At 68.9% G+C, this 17,656-nt stretch carries 19 protein-coding genes; 12 read left to right on the forward strand and 7 right to left on the reverse strand.

Features of this window, described 5'->3' with window-relative positions; all coding sequences use genetic code 11:
* The first annotated feature begins 64 nt into the window (after positions 1-64).
* The 4 genes from ssb (at position 65) to JW030_RS05245 (ending at position 2,248) form a co-directional block, all read left to right on the forward strand.
* Positions 65-583, forward strand: a complete 519-nt coding sequence (gene ssb / locus JW030_RS05230; RefSeq protein ID WP_188044976.1) for a single-stranded DNA-binding protein — start codon at positions 65-67, stop codon at positions 581-583.
* Between the two features lie 88 nt (positions 584-671).
* Complete coding sequence (locus tag JW030_RS05235; protein ID WP_188044975.1) at positions 672-1,094, forward strand: DUF1801 domain-containing protein; 423 nt, start codon at positions 672-674, stop codon at positions 1,092-1,094.
* A gap of 79 nt (positions 1,095-1,173) precedes the next feature.
* Positions 1,174-1,677 carry a hypothetical protein gene (locus JW030_RS05240; protein ID WP_241095570.1) on the forward strand — a complete coding sequence of 168 codons (504 nt, stop codon included), beginning with the start codon at positions 1,174-1,176 and terminating at the stop codon, positions 1,675-1,677.
* A gap of 58 nt (positions 1,678-1,735) precedes the next feature.
* The gene (locus tag JW030_RS05245) at positions 1,736-2,248 is read left to right on the forward strand and encodes a GNAT family N-acetyltransferase (protein WP_188044974.1); all 513 of its coding nucleotides are present in this window, start codon (positions 1,736-1,738) and stop codon (positions 2,246-2,248) included.
* 79 nt (positions 2,249-2,327) lie between these two features.
* Here the strand turns inward: JW030_RS05245 and JW030_RS05250 are convergent, their stop codons facing one another.
* Positions 2,328-2,504: a hypothetical protein gene (locus tag JW030_RS05250; RefSeq protein ID WP_188044973.1), complete on the reverse strand. Its 177-nt coding sequence runs from the start codon at positions 2,502-2,504 to the stop codon at positions 2,328-2,330.
* 129 nt (positions 2,505-2,633) lie between these two features.
* Here JW030_RS05250 and JW030_RS05255 point away from each other — a divergent pair, with 129 nt between their 5' ends.
* The gene (locus JW030_RS05255; RefSeq protein WP_188044972.1) at positions 2,634-3,845 is read left to right on the forward strand and encodes a P1 family peptidase; all 1,212 of its coding nucleotides are present in this window, start codon (positions 2,634-2,636) and stop codon (positions 3,843-3,845) included.
* Here JW030_RS05255 and JW030_RS05260 read toward each other — a convergent pair.
* Complete coding sequence (locus tag JW030_RS05260) at positions 3,838-4,701, reverse strand: aminoglycoside 3'-phosphotransferase (protein WP_188044971.1); 864 nt, start codon at positions 4,699-4,701, stop codon at positions 3,838-3,840. The genes JW030_RS05255 and JW030_RS05260 overlap by 8 nt on opposite strands.
* A 181-nt stretch (positions 4,702-4,882) precedes the next feature.
* Here JW030_RS05260 and ettA point away from each other — a divergent pair, with 181 nt between their 5' ends.
* The gene (gene ettA, locus JW030_RS05265; protein ID WP_188044970.1) at positions 4,883-6,565 is read left to right on the forward strand and encodes an energy-dependent translational throttle protein EttA; all 1,683 of its coding nucleotides are present in this window, start codon (positions 4,883-4,885) and stop codon (positions 6,563-6,565) included.
* A 9-nt stretch (positions 6,566-6,574) separates the two neighbouring features.
* The gene (locus tag JW030_RS05270; RefSeq protein ID WP_188044969.1) at positions 6,575-7,033 is read left to right on the forward strand and encodes a thioesterase family protein; all 459 of its coding nucleotides are present in this window, start codon (positions 6,575-6,577) and stop codon (positions 7,031-7,033) included.
* On the opposite strand, the gene JW030_RS05275 is transcribed toward JW030_RS05270, so the two are convergent.
* Positions 7,030-7,902, reverse strand: coding sequence for an acyl-CoA thioesterase II (locus tag JW030_RS05275; protein ID WP_188044968.1), 873 nt, complete (start codon positions 7,900-7,902; stop codon positions 7,030-7,032). The genes JW030_RS05270 and JW030_RS05275 overlap by 4 nt on opposite strands.
* 46 nt (positions 7,903-7,948) lie before the next feature.
* Positions 7,949-9,646 (reverse strand): FAD-binding dehydrogenase, encoded by a 1,698-nt coding sequence (locus tag JW030_RS05280; RefSeq protein ID WP_188044967.1) that lies wholly within the window; start codon positions 9,644-9,646, stop codon positions 7,949-7,951.
* 107 nt (positions 9,647-9,753) lie between these two features.
* Here JW030_RS05280 and JW030_RS05285 point away from each other — a divergent pair, with 107 nt between their 5' ends.
* Positions 9,754-10,410, forward strand: a complete 657-nt coding sequence (locus tag JW030_RS05285) for a hypothetical protein (protein WP_241095571.1) — start codon at positions 9,754-9,756, stop codon at positions 10,408-10,410.
* Here the strand turns inward: JW030_RS05285 and JW030_RS05290 are convergent.
* Genes JW030_RS05290 through pepN form a run of 3 tightly spaced genes read right to left on the reverse strand, consistent with a single transcriptional unit; the run spans position 10,407 to position 14,314 of the window.
* A complete protein-coding gene (locus JW030_RS05290) occupies positions 10,407-10,829 on the reverse strand; it encodes a globin (RefSeq protein ID WP_188045051.1) in 423 nt (140 codons plus the stop codon). The genes JW030_RS05285 and JW030_RS05290 overlap by 4 nt on opposite strands.
* 23 nt (positions 10,830-10,852) lie before the next feature.
* Positions 10,853-11,752 carry a mechanosensitive ion channel family protein gene (locus JW030_RS05295; RefSeq protein WP_241095572.1) on the reverse strand — a complete coding sequence of 300 codons (900 nt, stop codon included), beginning with the start codon at positions 11,750-11,752 and terminating at the stop codon, positions 10,853-10,855.
* 3 nt (positions 11,753-11,755) lie between these two features.
* Complete coding sequence (pepN, locus tag JW030_RS05300) at positions 11,756-14,314, reverse strand: aminopeptidase N (protein ID WP_188044965.1); 2,559 nt, start codon at positions 14,312-14,314, stop codon at positions 11,756-11,758.
* Positions 14,315-14,381: 67 nt separating this feature from the next.
* Here pepN and JW030_RS05305 point away from each other — a divergent pair, with 67 nt between their 5' ends.
* The 4 genes from JW030_RS05305 (at position 14,382) to JW030_RS05320 (ending at position 17,633) form a co-directional block, all read left to right on the forward strand.
* Positions 14,382-15,365, forward strand: a complete 984-nt coding sequence (locus JW030_RS05305) for an aldo/keto reductase (RefSeq protein WP_188044964.1) — start codon at positions 14,382-14,384, stop codon at positions 15,363-15,365.
* Positions 15,366-15,378: 13 nt separating this feature from the next.
* A complete protein-coding gene (locus JW030_RS05310) occupies positions 15,379-15,999 on the forward strand; it encodes a DsbA family protein (RefSeq protein WP_188044963.1) in 621 nt (206 codons plus the stop codon).
* A gap of 46 nt (positions 16,000-16,045) precedes the next feature.
* The gene (locus JW030_RS05315) at positions 16,046-16,540 is read left to right on the forward strand and encodes a ribose-5-phosphate isomerase (RefSeq protein WP_188044962.1); all 495 of its coding nucleotides are present in this window, start codon (positions 16,046-16,048) and stop codon (positions 16,538-16,540) included.
* 67 nt (positions 16,541-16,607) lie between these two features.
* A complete protein-coding gene (locus tag JW030_RS05320) occupies positions 16,608-17,633 on the forward strand; it encodes an Fpg/Nei family DNA glycosylase (protein WP_188044961.1) in 1,026 nt (341 codons plus the stop codon).
* The last annotated feature ends 23 nt before the right edge of the window (positions 17,634-17,656 follow it).

A 17,656-nucleotide genomic window follows, 5' to 3' on the forward strand; every position in this document is an offset into this window, starting at 1 on the left:
GCACGGCCCGCGCGACCCCCTCGCCAAGAACAGCCCAACTGGGCCCCGAGTCGAGGAGCGCAACATGAACACACCCATCAGCATGGTCGGCACGATCGGTACTGTCCCCGAGCGGCGCCAGACTGGCACCGGCGCGAGCGTCTGTCGGTTCCGACTCGCGTGCAGTGAGCGACGCTTTGACCGTGAGGCCAACGCCTGGGTCGACGGCGACCCGAGCTGGTTGACCGTCATCGCCTACCGGGGGCTCGCTGACCACGCGCACGCGTCCTTCACGAAGGGCGACCGCATCTTTGTGAGCGGCCGCCTCAAGGTGCGCCCGTGGCACAACGACGAAGGCAAAAGTGGCGTCGCGGTCGAGGTCGACGCGGATGCGCTCGGACACGACCTGCGCTGGGGCATCAGCAAGTTCACCCGGGTGCCCGGGGCGCAGTCGACGCCGGGCGAAGGTGGGGCGGCGAGCGAGATGGCGGCCTCGGCAGTGGGCGACGACGCGAGAGACGAATCCCCGGGCGAGTTGCCGGAATCTGCGGACATCGGCGAGATGGTCGGCGCGAGCGCCGGATCGGCCGAACCACCCTACTGATTCGCTGAGTGATCGGCGTGATTGGCGTCGCCGCAGTGCAACGCAGTGTTTTTGCCAAGTCTGTCTGCCAGCGAACTAGGCTCAGGCCATGGAGATCGTAGACGAGGACATCGACGCATTCCTTCGGGGCGCCGAGCGGAGTGCGGAGCTCGTCGAGCTTGACGCGTTGATCCGGGCAGCGTTGCCGGGCATACGCCGAACACTCTGGCGCGGAAGGATGTGGGGCGGCACCGATCAGGCGATTGTCGGCTATGGGCTGATCCGGCAACCCCGTCCGAAGGGTGCAGGCATCGACTGGTTTCTGGTCGGCATGGCCGAGCAGAAGCGGCATCTCTCGGTGTACGTGAACGCCGCGGAGTCGGGCAAGTATCTCGTGCAGCTCCACCCTGATCGGCTGGGCAAGGTGCGCGTCGGGGCGGCCGCCGTGACCTTTCGGGAAATCGCAGACCTGGACATCCTTGAGTTTCAAGCCCTCCTGAAGCGCGCGCGGCAGCTGTTCCCCGACGCGTAGATGCCCAGCGCGCCGTGCGGTCCCGGCCGGGTGCGGTGATGCTCAGGGAGTGGGGAGGTCGCTCGATAGACTCTGAACCGTGACCACGCACCCGCCCATGAGTCCTTCCCGCGCGACGGCCCGGACGGGGGTCGCCTTCGCTGCGATCGCGCTCGCCGCAACGCTGCTCACCGGATGCGCGCTGCTCGAGGGCCCCGCCCCCGATGCCCCCGTGCGCCCGGCTCCCACGGCTCCGGCAGAACCGGTAGCGCTCGTCCCCGGCGGCACTGCCGAGGAGAACCTGCCCTTCTTTCAGCAGACGCTGCTCGCGTTTGCCGGGGGAGGCGCCCCGATTGAGGGCCAGCCTGTGGTGGACGCACTCGTCGCTGCGGGGTTTGATCGCGCCGCGATGCAGGTATCGTTTGATCGCACGCGCACCGATCTCGTTGCCGACAACATCTTCGTGTCGGTCCGCGTGGGCGAATCGTGCCTGCTGGGCCAGCTCGTGACCGGGGATCGCAGCCTGGTGGCCGAGGCGGCCCCGGCGCTCGGCCCCGAAAAGAACATCTGCATCATCGGTACGACGCGACCCATCGACTGGTAGGGAGAATCGGGCCTCGGGTGGGCGGAGCCCTCGAGCGCCGCCGGGATATCATTTCTGAGTGAACGAGAACTTGCTCCTGCGCGCCGCCGACTTCGAGGTTCGGGAGGTCCCCTTCGCGGACCCGCGCGGCGAGGCGATCCGCGAGGCGATGAGCGCGGAGATGTCGGAGCGCTACGCGGGCAGCTTCGACGCGCTGACCCCGGAGCAGGTAGTCTTGGCCGAGGACTGCCTCAGCGTCGATCCCGCGGCGGTGATCACGACCTTTATGGCGTTTGCGCCGGACGGCACGGCTGCCGCGCACGTGATGCTCCGAGACCACCGCGGCGAGTGGGAAGTGAAGCGGGTGATTACTGCCCCGCAGTACCGCGGTACCGGGGTCGGCAGTCGTGTCATGCGTGCAGCCCACGAGTACGCGGCGGCGCGCGGCGCCGAACGCATGGTGCTGCAGTGCGGCGACCGCCAGCCCGAGGCCGTGGCGATGTACACCAAGCTCGGCTACCTCGAGATTCCCGTCTACGAGCCGTACAAGAGCGGCCTGCCTCGCTCGCGCTGCTTCGCAAAGGCGCTGTAATGGCGAATGGCAGGCGTTGCTCGGGCTACTCCCCAGTAGAGGCGCGCAGCGGACGCGGTTCCAGATCGTCGGGGCGGGGCTAGGCGGGGCAGCGCGCGATCTCATCGGACGAAAACACGGGCTCGAATTCTCCGAGGGCCTGACCGATCTCGATCAGCGTGCGAAACAGCACGACCTGGCGCTCGAGCGGCGAGCGTTGGAGGGGTGGGAGGAGCGGGATCTCCATCACCGAGGCCGTGCGTCCTGGAGTGCGCACGGTCGAACGCCCTGGTGTAAGCGAGCCGCTGGTCAGAGATACCTTGAACTCAGTCCACAGAGTATCTCTACAGAATCTCATTCGTCGCAGCGGCCTGTGTCAGAATCTGTGAACCGAGTTTAGAATGAGATGGGAATTGTGATGCGCAGCACTCAGGACGGGCCCCCGACGATTCGCGCGCGGGATCTTGGGATTGCCCTCGACGGGGCGCCCGGTCCGCTCAACGCCATCACTGATGTGCCGGGCGTCGAAGTGGGCATGGTGACGATCATCCGCGACACCGAAACGGCGACGGCGCGCACCGGCGTCACTGCCATCCTTCCCCGGGGCAAGAGCGGGGTCGGCGTGCCGTGCGCGGCCGCCACTTACTCGTTGAACGGCAACGGCGAGATGACCGGCCGCGCCTGGATCGACGAGTCGGGGTCGCTCGCGCTGCCGATCGCGATCACCAACTCCCACTCGGTCGGGGCCGTGCACCGCGGGGTGGACGAGTGGCTCGCCAGGGTCAGCCGTGAGGTCGCCGCGCAATGGATGCTGCCGGTCGTCGCGGAGACCTGGGACGGCTACCTGAACGAGATCAACGGCCAGCACGTGTCGTCGGCGGACGCCGGGGCCGCGCTCGACGCGGCGAGCCCCGGCGCAGTCGCGGAAGGCAACGTCGGTGGCGGCACCGGCATGAACTGTTACGGATTCAAGGGCGGCAGCGGCACCGCGTCCAGGGTGGTCCCGATCGGGGGTGCCGAGTACACGCTGGGCGTCTTCACACAGGCAAACTTCGGCTCGCGCAAGGAGCTACGCGTCGGGGGTGTGTCGCTCGGTAAGCAGTCAGCGGCGCCGTGCCCCATAGAGCAGGATCAGAACTGGCTCGCGGCCGATGGGGGAGGCCGCGCGGTCGGCGGCGCGGGCAGCGTCATCGTCGTTGTGGCCACCGACGCACCGCTCTTGCCCGGACAGTGCGCGGCGCTCGCCCGTCGCGTCCCGCTGGGGCTTGCCCGCAGCGGCACGACCGGCAGCCATTTTTCGGGCGACATCTTTCTCGCATTCTCGACCGCGAATCCGGGAGCGCTCAGCTCCCGGATGGAGGGCCCGGGGGAGGCGTCGCCGCTGGAGCACCTCGCATTCCTGCCCTGGGGCGCCATCGACCCGCTCTACGAGGCGGTTGTCGAGGCCGTTGAGGAGAGCGTGCTCAACGTGCTCGTCGCCGCGGAGGACATGGTGGGGCGCGCGGGACACGCGAGCTACCGCCTGCCGCACGAGGAGATTGTCGCCGCCTTCGGGTCAGCTTCGCCTGCTGCGGAGAGCGAGCCGCGGGCGGGCGTCCCGGCCTCGCCTGCTAGCTGAGGTCCCAGAGCAGGCGGTACCCGCGGATCAGATCCGGGTCGGGTCGCAGGCCGTACCCCGCGTAGACGTCGTCTTCGTAGCCCGGTCCGTAGTTCCAGACCGTGCTCCAGGCCGCGATCGCCAGATCCGCGAGGGGATCGGCGACGCCGAGCGCGTCCAGGTCGACATGTGCCACGTATCGGCCGTCCGGGCCGAGCAGGGTGTTCGGGGCGCAGGGGTCGCCATGGCAGACGACGAGCCGCGCGGGTTCGGGAATCGCGGCGAGTTCGGCCAGCGCCTCCTCGGCAGACAGGCTGCGGAACTCGGGGGACCAATCCGCCGGCCCCTCGCCCGCGTCGAGCCGCTCGTGGACCGCAGCCAGGCGCCGCTCGATCGACCAGGAGAACGGGCACTCGGCGGCCGGGAGCGTGTCGTGCAGCAGACGCAGCCCCTCGCCGATGGCGCGTGCGGCGATGGCTGGGCGCGCCAGATTTTCGGGGGCGACCGCGGAGCTGCCAAGTATCGCGCGGGTCACCAGCCAGCTGCCGGCCTCGGACGCGCCGTGTTCGAGTACTTCGGGGACGCGCAGCCTCGGCCCGCGGTGCGTCGCCGGTGCCTGCACCGCGTGCTCGCCTGCCCACCGCATCCGGGCCGCCTCGCTCGCGAGGTCGAGTTCCGGCGTCCCCGCGGCCACCCACTTCGCGAATCGCTCGTCCCGTCCTCCGCGATCGATCCGGAAGGTGAGGCCGCCCAGCTGGTTGCGCCAGACCGCCTCGATGCGGTCGCCGTTCGCGAGCGCACGAATGTCGTCCGGCACCGCCACGCGCCCGCGCGGCACCTGGTCGTCGAGCGGGCTCAGCCTGCGAACATCGGACATGACCTCAGTCTGCCAGCAGGCGCGCTGCGGGGATCGCCCGCGCGCGCTTCGCGGGAGCGCGTCACGTTTCCGGCAACCAGCTCGCACTCGCGCAATCCCGGCTAAACTGAACCCACACTGACTTTCTTCACCCACCCGCGACTTAGAGGAGTTCGTGGCGCCCCGGCGCTTCGGAAAGCATATGGCTGAGTACATTTATTCGATGGTTCGCGCGCGCAAGGCGCACGGCGACAAGGTGATTCTCGACGACGTCACGATGTCGTTCCTGCCCGGTGCCAAGATCGGCGTGGTCGGGCCGAACGGTGCCGGTAAGTCCACGATCCTGAAGATCATGGCAGGCCTCGAGACGCCGTCGAACGGAGAGGCGTCGCTGACGCCGGGCTACACCGTCGGGATCCTGATGCAGGAGCCGGAGCTCGACGAGGACAAGACCGTCCTCGAGAACGTGCAGCAGGGCGTTGCCGACATCAAGAGCAAGCTCGATCGCTTCAACGAGATCTCCGCCGAGATGGCGAACCCCGACGCCGACTACGACGTGCTGCTGCCCGAGATGGGCGAGCTGCAGGAGGCGATCGACGCCGTTGACGGCTGGGACCTCGACAACCAGCTCGAGCAGGCCATGGATGCGCTGCGCTGCCCGCCGTCGGACGAGATCGTTTCGGTGCTCTCGGGCGGCGAGAAGCGTCGCGTCGCGCTCTGCAAGCTCCTCCTCGAGAAGCCCGATCTGCTGCTGCTCGATGAGCCCACGAACCACCTGGACGCCGAGAGCGTGCTCTGGCTCGAGCAGCACCTCTCGAAGTACCCGGGCGCGGTCATGGCCGTGACCCACGACCGGTACTTCCTCGATCACGTGGCCACCTGGATCTGCGAGGTCGACCGCGGTCGCCTGTACCCCTACGAGGGCAACTACACCACGTACCTCGAGAAGAAGGCCGAGCGCCTTGAGGTGCAGGGCAAGAAGGATCAGAAGCTCGCGAAGCGGCTCGCGACCGAGCTCGAGTGGGTACGCACGAACGCCAAGGGCCGCCAGGCCAAGTCGAAGGCGCGCCTCGCGCGCTACGAGGAGATGGCGACCGAGGCCGAGCGGAGTCAGAAGCTCGACTTCGAGGAGATCCAGATTCCGGCCGGCCCCCGGCTCGGCAACCTGGTGCTCGAGACGAAGAACCTCAAGAAGGGGTTCGGCGAGCGCGTGCTCATCGACAACCTCTCGTTCACGCTTCCGCGCAACGGCATCGTCGGCATCATCGGCCCGAACGGCGTCGGTAAGACGACGCTCTTCAAGACGATCGTCGGCCTCGAGCCGGTGGACTCGGGCGAGGTGCGTATCGGCGAGACCGTGAAGCTCAGCTACGTCGACCAGAGCCGTGGCGGCATCGACCCGAACAAGACCTTGTGGGAGGTCGTCTCGGACGGCTTTGACTACATTCAGGTCGGCAACCAGGAGATCTCGTCGCGCGCCTACGTCTCGACGTTCGGGTTCAAGGGCCCGGATCAGCAGAAGAAGGCCGGTGTGCTCTCCGGTGGTGAGCGCAACCGTTTGAACCTCGCGCTCACGCTCAAGCAGGGCGGCAACCTGTTGCTGCTCGATGAGCCCACGAACGACCTGGACATCGAGACGCTGACGAGCCTCGAGAACGCGCTGCTCGAGTTCCCCGGCTGTGCCGTGGTCATCACCCACGATCGCTGGTTCCTCGACCGGATCGCGACCCACATCCTCTCCTACGAGGGCACCGAGGAAGACCCGGCGAACTGGTACTGGTTCGAGGGCAACTTCGAGTCCTACGAGGCGAACAAGATCGAGCGGATGGGCCTCGAGGCGGCGAAGCCGTCGCGCAGCACCTACCGCAAGCTGACGCGGAACTAGAGGAACGCCGTGCGCGCACACGTCGACATCGCCCTGCGCTGGGCGGACCAGGACGCGTACGGTCACGTGAACAACGTGGCGTACGCGCGCTTCCTTGAGGAGGCGCGCGTACGCCTGTTCTGGCTGGGGGCCGCGCAAGAGCGCACCGGCCTCGAACAGCACTTCAACGCGAGTGACCCGGACGGCCCGAAGATGCTGGTCGCAAGCCAGCACATCGAGTTCACCGCGGTGATGGAATACTCCGAGCAGCCCATCACCATCGAGGTGTGGATCGGTAAGCTGGGCGGTTCGAGTCTCGAGGTGCACTACGAGATCGTCGGCGGTCCTGAGCGCACGGTGTATGCGCGCGCCATGACGGCCGTCGTGATGGTCGACGGGGTCACGATGCGCCCGCTTCGGCTGAGCGCCGAGGCGCGCGCCGGCATCGCGGACTGGACGGACGAACCGCTCGTCCTCGGGCGTCGCTAGTCAGCCCGCGGCACCCGCAGCATGCTCTCCTGAGCGACGCTCGCTACGAGTGCGCCCGAGCGGTCGTAGAACGTGCCGTGTGCGAGCCCGCGGCCACCCTGCGCCGTGGGGGAGTCCTGGACGTACAGCAGCCACTCGTCGACCCGGAACGGCCGGTGGAACCACATCGCGTGGTCGAGGCTCGCGGCGCGCATGCCCGGGGTCGCCCACGGGATGCCGTGCTTGCGGGCGATCGGCTCGAGCAACGTGTAGTCGCTCGCGAACGCGAGGGCCGCGGCGTGCAGGTGCTGCCCGTCGGGCATGGTGTCGCGGGCCCGCAGCCAGAGCCGCTGCGTCGTCGTCTGTTCTGCGACGCGCAGCATGATGTCCGACTCGACGTAGCGGAAATCGAACGGCCGGTTCAGGATCCAGGAGGCGCGGCCCTCGCCGGCCAGGTGGCCGTACTTCTCCCACACCGTCGGCAGTTCCTCGGGCGGGGTGACCGCGTCAATGTCGATGGAATGCTGGTGCTCGAGACCCTCGTCGGGTTCTTGGAATGACGCGATCATCGACATCAACACCTGGCCTTCTTGGTAGGCCTGTGCGCGGCGAGTCGAGAACGAGCGGCCGTCGTGCAATCGCGCGACCTCGAAGGTCATCTTGTGCTCGCCGTCGCCGGGTCGCAGGAAGTAGCCGTGCATCGAGTGGATCTCGCGCCCCTCGGGGGCGGTCGCGGCGGCGGCGGCGATCGCCTGGCCGAGCACCTGACCGCCAAAGGCGCGCCCGATCGGCGTGGGCATCGCGGGGCCCGTGAAAATGTCGTCCTGTGTGCGCGCCCCCGAGTCGATGACTGAGAGCAGTTCCGCAAGGTCCGGTGTTCCTGCAAGCATGGGTCCTCCGGGGGTTCGCCCGGTCGCGCCGGGGTAGGGCTTCAGTCTATTGAATCGGGCCGGATCGGGCGTCGGGGCGCGGCTCGAGCGCGTCGGCGATCGAGCGGCCGGCCGTGCGCCCGGTGAAGAGGCAGCCGCCGAGGAATGTTCCCTCGAGCGCCCGGTAGCCGTGCACGCCGCCCCCGCCAAATCCGGAGGCCTCGCCCGCGGCGTATAGGCCAGGGATCACCGCGCCGTCCGTGCCACGAACGGCGCCGCTTTGCGCGGTCCGGATCCCGCCGAGCGACTTCCGCGTCACGAGATGCAGGCGCACCGCGATCATCGGCCCGGCCTTCGGATCGGTCAGCGCGTGCGGCGCCGCCGTGCGGATGAGCTTGTCGCCCAGGTACTTCCGCGCCTCGCGCACGGCGGCGACCTGGGGGTCTGAGCTGAGGGGATCCTGGAATGCCCGATCGCGGTCGCGGATGGCCGAGACGACCGCGGCCGGGTCGAGCGCGGTGCCGTGACCGCCCTCGGCGTCGAGCTCAAGCATGCGCTGGGCGAGGGTTGCGGGGTCGCTCGCGCTCACGAAGTCAACGCCGTGATCCTGGAAGGTCTGCACCGGGCCGGGGGCCCCAGAACCGAGCCGCTGCAGCAGCAGCCGGAAGTCCTTGTTCGTGAGATCGGGGTTCTGCTCGCTGCCCGAGAGCGCGAACTCCTTCTCGATGATCTTCTGGGTGAGCACGAACCAGGAGTGGTCGTGGCCCGTCTTCCGCAGCTCCTCGAGCGCGCCGAGCGTGTCGAATCCGGGCAGCGCGGTGGCCGGCAGCCGGCGCCCGGTTGCGTCGAGCCAGAGGGAAGAGGGCCCGGGCAGGATCCTGATGCCGTGCTGATTCCAGACGGGGGAGTGATTGATGATTCCCTCGGTGTAGTGCCACATCCGGTCGCCGTTCACGAGTTGGGCGCCGGCGCGCTCAGCGATCGCGAGGCCCGCACCGTCGACGTGCGCGGGAACACCGGCGAGCATCGCGGCGGGCGGCGCGCCGAGGCGATCGGGCCAGGCCGCGCGGACGAGCGCGGGGTTGCCGCCGATGCCCCCGGTGGCGATGAGGACGGCTTCGGCGTGGTGACTGAACTCGCCGATTATGTTGCGGTTCGAGGCCTCGCCGCGCGGCGCGTCGTCCGCCTCGAGTCGCTCGCCGCGCAGGCCGGTCACGCGTCCGTCCTCGGTGAGGAGTTCGGTGACGCGGTGGCGGTAGTGCGCCCGGCCCTCGGCAATGCCGCGCTGCAGCCGTTCGGCGAAGGGGGTGACGATTCCGGGGCCCGTGCCCCAGACGATGTGGAAGCGGGGCACGCTGTTGCCCATGGCGCGGTCGGGGCCGCGCTCGGCCCAGCCCACGACGGGGAAGAACCGCACGCCGAGCCCGTGCAGCCAGGCACGCTTCTCGCCGGAGGCAAAGTCGAGGTAGTTCTCGGCCCACGCGCGTGCATCGTCGTCCTCGTCGCGGTCAAAGCCTGCGGTGGCCGCCCAGTCGTCGCCGGCGAGCTCGCGGCTGTCTTTGACGCCAAGGCGGCGCTGTTCGGGGGAGTCGATGAGGAAGAGGCCGCCGAACGACCAGTGCGCCTGGCCGCCGAGGTTCGCGGGCCCCTCCTGGTCGTAGATGGTGACTGAGATGCCGCGGTCGAGCAGTTCGGCCGCCGCGACGAGGCCGGCGAGGCCCGCGCCGACGACCGCGACGCGGCTCGTGTGTGCTGCGGATTCCATGTCGGCTCCTTTGCCCTGCATCCGATTCCTGCCCGCAGTCTATTGGGGGAGGTGCCTCCAGTGAACTCACCGCCGCAGCACGGTGCGAGCCGGTAGCGTTGATGCCCATGGCCACCTCCTCGTTTACGCTTGCCGATCCGTCGACGCGAGAGGACCTCAAGATCTTCCTGGAACGCCTGCAGCGCTCGGCTCGGCCCGAGGTTCGCCTGCTCGCCCGCGGCGGCGTACTCGCGGTGTACGGCTGCACGCAAGCACCGGCTGGGCTGCTTGATTCGACCCCGGTCGTGCTCGTGATGCGCGGGTTCGCGCTCGCTGAGCCGACGGACGGTGAGACGTCCGAGCCGTTCGATGCGCTGGTCGAGGGTCGGGCAATTTTGGACCGTATTGCCCGCCTGAGCTTCGCCGGGCGCACGATCGAGCTGCCGCCGAACCAGGTCACTGCTGCGTGGGCAGGCGTGCTCCCGCCGGTGTCCGGCTGGGAGCCCGTCGCCTCGATCGACGGCCCCTCGCTCGCGGCGGTCGCGAAAGACGGGATCGAACGAGTTGCCCAGGCGCTCCCGCAGGATCCCGGTGAGGCGCTCGTGACGAAGGTGCGCGCCTCGGTGTGGGGCGCGGAGATCGCTCCCGGCATCCCCGCGGCGGCGGCGTTCGCGCTGGAGGCCGCGGGATTCCTTTCGGGGGAGTCGGTCGCGCGTCAGTACACGTCGTCGACCTGGAGCCGGCTGAGCACCGACCGCGGGCACGCGCTGGTACGGGGACGCTAACGCTCCAGGTGATTCACCATCGCGAGCGCCGCGCGTTCGAAGTAGTCGCGCATCGCCGCGTCCTGCATGGGCGGCAGTTGCACCTCGTCGAGCGCGGCCGACATGTGCTTCAGCCAACGCTCGCGGGCGTCGTGGTCGATTTGGAACGGCATATGCCGCATGCGCAGCCGGGGGTGTCCGCGCGTCTCTGAGTACGTGCCCGGCCCGCCCCAATACTGCTCGAGGAAGGTGCGGAAGCGCCAGATGGCACCTTCCCAGTCGTCCTCCGGGTACATCGGCGCGAGCACCGGGTCCTCGCGGACCCCGCGGTAGAACGCGCGCACTAGGCGGTCGAACGTCTCCTCGCCGCCGACCTGCGTCCACACGGTGTCGGCGGGGAACGCGCCGACCTCGGTGTCGTCGGCGCCGGGCTCGCGCATGGCCGGGGTGTTCACGGGCTCGCTCACGCGGTGCCTCCCTCAATCGATCGCACCGCGAGGGGAATGCCGGCCTCGTCGAAGTGTGCCTTGATGCGGGTCGTCAGCGCGCGCCCGATCTCGTCCTGTGCCCCCGGCCGGGTCTTGAGTGTGAGCCGCAGGGTGAGCTCCTCGGGAGTGGCCAGCTGCAGGCCGAGCATCTCCGGCACGCCGATGATCTTCCGGGCGAGGAGCGGGTCGTGGTGCAGCTCTTCCGCTGCGTCGAGCGCGAGGCGCTGGACGTCCTCGAGCGGCTGATCCGCGCTGACGGTGAGGTCGATGCGCGAGCGGCCCCAGTCGTGCGAGAGGTTGCCGAGCTTCAGGATCTCGCCGTTGCGGATGAACCAGAGCGCGCCGTCGCTCGACCGGACCTGTGTGATGCGGAGGCCCACCATCTCGACGGTGCCGTGGACTTCGCCGATCACGACAGTGTCGCCGACACCGAGCTGATCTTCGAACACCATGAAGATCCCGCTGAGCAGGTCCTTCACGATGTTCTGCGCGCCAAAGGACAGGCCAGCGGCGACGAAGCCGGCCGAGGCCAGCACCGCGGTGATGTTCACGCCCAGCTCGCTGAGTACCCAGAAGAACGTCACCGTGGCCACCATGATGGTGATGAGGTTGCTGCCGACCGTGCCGAGCGTCCGCGTGCGCTGCACCACCCGGGCCGCAAGCAGTGGCGACTGCACCATCTCACGAGTCGACTCGACCCGCTGATTCTTCTTGACCCCGCTGACGACCTTCTGGACGGTGCGCTGGAGGCCGACCAGCAGGATCCAGCGCACGATGACCGCGCCGACCAGGATCGCGAGGATGCGGATGGGCATGCCGTACAGGCCCATCCACTCGGTGACCGCCGCCCAGCCGGTGCTCTCCGCGAGGATCACGCGTTACCGCCGGTCCGCGGCCTGGACGCGCAGCGCCCGGGCGATGCCATCGGCGTGTTCGGCGATCATGCGGCGCAGCGCCGGCGCGCTGTCGGGGTTCGCGTCGAGCCAGGCGTTCGTCGCCTCGAGCAGCGCGGAGTTCGCGAGCGACCCGGGGTAGAAGCCGTCGATGATCTCCTCCGCGATCGCATAGCTGCGGTCGTCCCAGATGCGAGCCAGCGAGTCGAAAAACGGCGCGACGAACGGGGCGAGCAGCTCGCGGTCGTGCGCGCGGCAGAAGCCGAGCCCCGTCGCGCGGATGATGAGGTTCGACGCCCCGGCCTGGTCGTACACCCCGGCCCAGGCCAGCGCCTTGTCCGCCGCGGTCGGCAGCGCCGCGAGGGCGTGCGCCGCGGACTGCTGGCCGGTGGCGGTGCGATCGCCGGCCAGCGCCTCCTCGATTTCGGCGCGGGTGGCCCGGCCGCCGGCGGCGAGCGAGATGAGCAGCTCCCAGCCGAGGTCGGTGTCGATGTCGAGACCGCCGAGGCTGATGCGCTCCTCGAGTAGCCCGAGCACGGTGTCGAGCTGCTCGTCGGTCGAGGCAAGCTGCGCGAACGAGCGGACGAACTGGAACTGCGCGTCCGAACCCTCGTCGGCGTCGACCGCGAGCTGCCAGAGCCCGTCGGCGACCCGCACCAGCGTGTCGGCGCGACGCTCGGGGGCGACGTACGAGGCCGAGGCGAGCAGCAGCTGCCCGAGCACCGTGCGAAGCGTGGTCGAGCCGGTCTCGCGGCCGAGGTGTGCCAGCGCGATGTCGATGAAGTCGCTCGCGGGCAGCTCGCCGTCACGCGTCGCGTCCCAGATCGCGCCCCAGACAAGACCCCGGGCTAGCGACGACGGGAATGCGCCGAGCGCATCGGAGGCGGTGGCGAGCGAGACCGCGTCGAGGCGGATCTTCGCGTAGCTGAGGTCGTCGTCGTTGAGCAGCAGTAGGTCGGGGTGGGCGACGCCAACGAGCTCGGGCACCTCGGTGCGGTCGCCGTCGACGTCGAGCTCGATGCGCTGCTCGCGGACGACCTCGCCGCCGCTTCGGCGGTACAGGCCGAGCGCCAGGCGGTGCGGGCGAATCGTGGGGTATGCGTCGATCGCTGTCTGGGTGATCGCGAAGCTGCGGTAGCGCCCATCCTCGTCGAGCTCGAACTCGGCCCGCAGCGTGTTGACCCCGGCGGTCTCGAGCCATTTCTGGGCCCAGTCGGTCAGGTCGCGGCCGCTCTGCGCCTCGAGCTCGGTGAGCAGGTCCGGCAGCTCGGTGTTGCCGTAGGCGTGCTTGACGAAGTAGTCGTGTACGCCGCGCATGAACGGCTCCTGGCCGACCCAGGCGACGAGCTGCTTGAGCACGGAGGCGCCCTTGGCGTAGGTGATGCCGTCGAAGTTCACCATGACGTCTTCGAGGTCGCGGATGGGGGCGACGATGGGGTGGGTCGACGGCAGCTGATCCTGGCGGTAGGCCCAGGACTTCTCGGACGCAACAAAGGTGGTCCAGGCGTCGGTCCACTCGGTCGCCTGCGCGGTCGCGAGCGTCGACATGTACTCGGCGAACGACTCGTTCAGCCAGAGATCGTTCCACCAGCGCATCGTGACGAGGTCGCCGAACCACATGTGTGCGAGCTCGTGCAGGATCGTGACGACCCTGCGCTCACGGATCGCGTCGGTCACCTTGCTGCGGAACACGTACGACTCGGTGAAGGTCACGGCGCCGATGTTCTCCATCGCGCCCATGTTGAACTCGGGCACGAAGAGCTGGTCGTACTTGTCGAACGGGTACGGGTAGTCGAACTGTTCGGCGAAGAACGCGAACCCCTCGCGCGTCTTGTCGAAAATGTAGTCGGCGTCGAGGTACTCGGCGAGCGAGGACCGGCAGAAGACTCCGAGGGGGATGGTGCGACCGTCGGCGTTCGTGAGCTCGCTGTGCACCGAGTGGTAGGGGCCCGCGATCAGGGCGGTGATGTAGCTCGACATCACAGGGGTGGCGCCAAACGCCCACGTCGCCATCTCGACACCGTCGACGGTTCCCGCAGGCGTCGGCTCGGGGGTGGGCTGGTTGCTCACGACCTGCCAGCGGGCGGGCGCGGTGACGGTGAAACGGAAGGTGGCCTTCAGATCCGGCTGCTCAAAGACGGGGAACATGCGCCGCGAGTCGGGGACCTCGAACTGCGAGTACAGGTACACCTCGTCATCGGCAGGATCCACGAAGCGATGCAGCCCTTCACCGGTGTTCGTGTAGCGCTGGTCGGAGACAATGGTGAGCTCGTTCTCCGCCTGCAACTGGGGGAGCTGGATGCGGGAGTCGGCGTAGACCTCCGCGGGGTCGAGCGAGACGCCATTGAGGACGACCGAGTGAACGGTCTCGGAGATCGCATCGATGAAGCTCGACGCCCCGGCCGTCGCCGCGAAGCGTACGGTCGTCACAGTCTGGTAGGTCTCGGCTCCGCGCGTGAGATCAAGTGCGACCTCGTAGGTGGACGTGCGAACAATGGCGGCGCGCTCCACGGCTTCGACGCGGGTGAGGTTCTCTCCAGGCACGGTGCTCCTTCGGGGAATCGGAAGAATGGTCCGCGGCGCGGGCCACGAACCAGCCTAGGCTGTCGGCATGCACGCTCACGCAGAATTCGACTCCGTACGTTCCCTGGGCTCCTCCAGCCTCCGTGTCTCGGTCGTCGGACTCGGCTGCAACAATTTCGGGCGGCCGGGGTCGGCCACCGAAGACCAGGCGGGAACCGACGCGGTGATTGGTGCCGCGCTCGACGCCGGCATCACCCTGTTCGATACCGCGGACATGTACGGGTACACCTTCGGGCGCAGCGAGGAACTCATGCGCGCCCCGCTGGCCGCGCGGCGCGACGAGATCGTGCTCGCCACCAAGTTCGGGCTCCCCGGTGTTGAGAGTCCCTATGCGGGGTACGACCGACCCGGGTCGCGAGCCTACATCCGGCAGGCGGTCGAGGGGTCACTCACCCGGCTCGGCACCGACCGGATCGACCTGTACCAGCTGCACCACCCCGACCCCGCGACGCCCATCGCCGAAACCATCGCCGCGCTCGACGAGCTCGTGCGCGAAGGCAAGGTCCGCGCGATCGGGCACTCCAACCTCGCCGGGTGGCAGATAGCGGACGCGCACTACATTGCCGCCGAGCTCGGCGCCACTGGGTTCGTCACCGCCCAGAACGAGTTCAGCCTCGTGCACCGTGAGAGCGACCGGGAGGTGCTGCCGGCGGCCCGCCGCTTCGGGCTGGGACTGTTGCCGTTCTTCCCCCTGGCGAACGGGCTCCTCACCGGCAAGTTCAGGCGCGACCACTTCCCGGCCGACAGTCGCATCATGCGCCAGCGCCCCCATGTCGCCCAGCAGGCCGACTGGGACGCCCTTGACGTGTATCGGGCGCTCTGCGAGGTGTGGGGAGTGAGCATGCTCGAGGCGACGTTCGGGTGGATGCTCGATCACTCCCCGATCGCGAGCGTCATCGCCGGCGCTACGACGCCGGAGCAGGTGCGCCAGAACGCGGCGGCGGGCACCGCCTGGCGGCCGGATGCCCAGCAGCGGGAGGCGATCGACGGTCTGTTCCCAGTTCCTGCCTAGATAAGATTGAGGCATGACTGAGACTTCCGCCGTCCCCGCGTCCGTCGAATTCTGGTTTGACCCCAGCTGCCCCTGGGCCTGGATGACGAGCCGATGGGCGGGGGAGGTCGCGGAGGCACGCGGCTTCGAGATTCAGTGGAACATCATGAGCCTCGCGATCCTGAACGAGGACCGCGAGGACCTGCCGGAGGCGTACCGCGACTTCCTGCCCCGCGCGCTCCGCCTCGCACGCCTCGTGAACGCAGTGCGCGAGACCCACGGCCAGCAGGCCGTCAAGCCCCTGTACGACGCCCTGGGAAGCCGGATCCACCCCGGGGAGCGCACGGACTGGGACGCGATCATCGTCGAGGCGCTCGCCGCAGCTGGCCTGCCCGCCTCCGACGCCGCCTACGCGGACAGCGACGAGTTCGACGCGAGCCTGCGCGAGAGTCACGGCAGTGGCATCTCCCGCGTCGGCCAGGACGTCGGCACGCCGATCCTGTCGGTTGACGGCGTCGCGTTCTTCGGCCCCGTTGTGTCGCCCGCGCCGACCGGGGACGACGCGCTGCGCCTCTGGGACGGGGTCGTCGCCGTCGCGAGCGTGCCCGCCTTCTTCGAACTCAAGCGCAGCCGCACCGTCGACCCGCAGTTCTAGATCTTTTCGACCACCCACGCACACCCCGAGCAGGAGCAAGACCCCTATGCGCATTCACGTCGCCACCGACCACGCCGGACTCGACTTCAGCCGCCAGGTGCAGCAGCACCTGAGCGAGGCGGGTCACGAAGTCGTTGATCACGGACCCGTCGAATACGACGCCCTCGACGACTACCCCGCATTCTGCATCAACGCGGCCCAGGCGGTCGCCCGCGACCAGCGCGAAGGAGTCGAGGCGCTCGGAGTCGTCTTTGGCGGTTCGGGCAACGGTGAGCAGATGGCGGCGAACAAGGTCCAAGGGATCCGCGCGGCGCTCGTGTGGAGCGACTCGACGGCGACGCTCGCGCGCGAGCACAACAACGCCAACGTCATCTCGATCGGCGCGCGCCAGCACAGCGCCGACGAGGCGATCCGGTTTATCGACCTGTTTGTCGCCACCCCGTTCACCGAGGAGGAGCGGCACGTGCGCCGCATCGCGCAGCTCGGGGAATACGAGCAGACCGGCGACATCGCCGCTGCGCACGTCGACCAGCTCGACTAACCGTCCGCCGCGGCCGCGGCTTGGCCAACGCTGAGCCGCGCCCCCACACCCGCCGAGGAGCCAAGCGATGCCCGAGGGCCACTCCGTCCACCGCATCACCCGCCAGTTTCGGGTGAACTTCGTGGGCACGAAGCCGCGAGTCTCGAGCCCCCAGGGCCGTTTCGCGCAGGGTGCGGCGATCCTGGATGGCCGCGAGATGACGGACGCCCGCGCGGTCGGCAAACAGATGTTCCTCGAATTCGAGGGCCGCGACTGGCTGCGGGTGCACCTCGGCATCTACGGCGCGTGGGACTTCTCGGGCGAGATTCGGGTAGACCCGTCGATCCAGATCCACGGGCAGACGCCCGGGCACTCGAAACTGGGTCAGGTCGGCATGCAGGGCGCGAGCACGGGCGAGGGGGCGGTCGATCGCGAGGGCGAGGACTCCGTCGCCTCGATCGGTGCGCCGAGACGGACCCGCGTGCGGATGGCTGAACACGACAAGGCGGGTGACGCCGGGCTCACCTTCCCGCCCGAACCCGTGGGCCAAGTGCGGGTGCGGCTGCTCACCGAATCGGTGTGCGCGGACCTGCGCGGACCGACGGCATGCGAGGTGTTGACGCCCGCCGAGGTGGACGCGGTGATGCACCGCCTCGGCCCGGATCCTGCGAACGCCAACACGCCGGCGGAGCGCGCCCGCTTCATCGAACGCGCCGCCAAGAAGTCCACGCCGATCGGCCTCGTACTGATGGACCAGTCGATCGTCGCCGGAATTGGCAACGTCTACCGCGCCGAGATGCTGTTTCGCGCGGGCCTCGACCCGCACACGCCGGCCAAGGCCGTGGGGGAGCGCGTACTCGGCGCGCTCTGGGACGACTGGGCGCACCTGCTCGACATCGGGATCACGGTCGGGCAGATGATCACGATCGACGGGCTCGAGGGCGACGCATATCAGCGGGCCCTCGTCGAGCGCGACGAGCGGCACTCGGTATACAAACTCGAGGGCACCCCCTGCAAACGGTGCGGCGCGAACATCGTGCTGGAGGAGTTTGGGGCACGAAAGCTCTACTGGTGCCCGGGCTGCCAGGACGCCCGCGCCTCAGCCCTCGGATAGCGAGAATTCCGGCGGGCGCCGGA

This window comes from Leucobacter sp. CX169 (assembly GCF_017161405.1).
Classification (GTDB): Bacteria; Actinomycetota; Actinomycetes; order Actinomycetales; family Microbacteriaceae; genus Cx-87.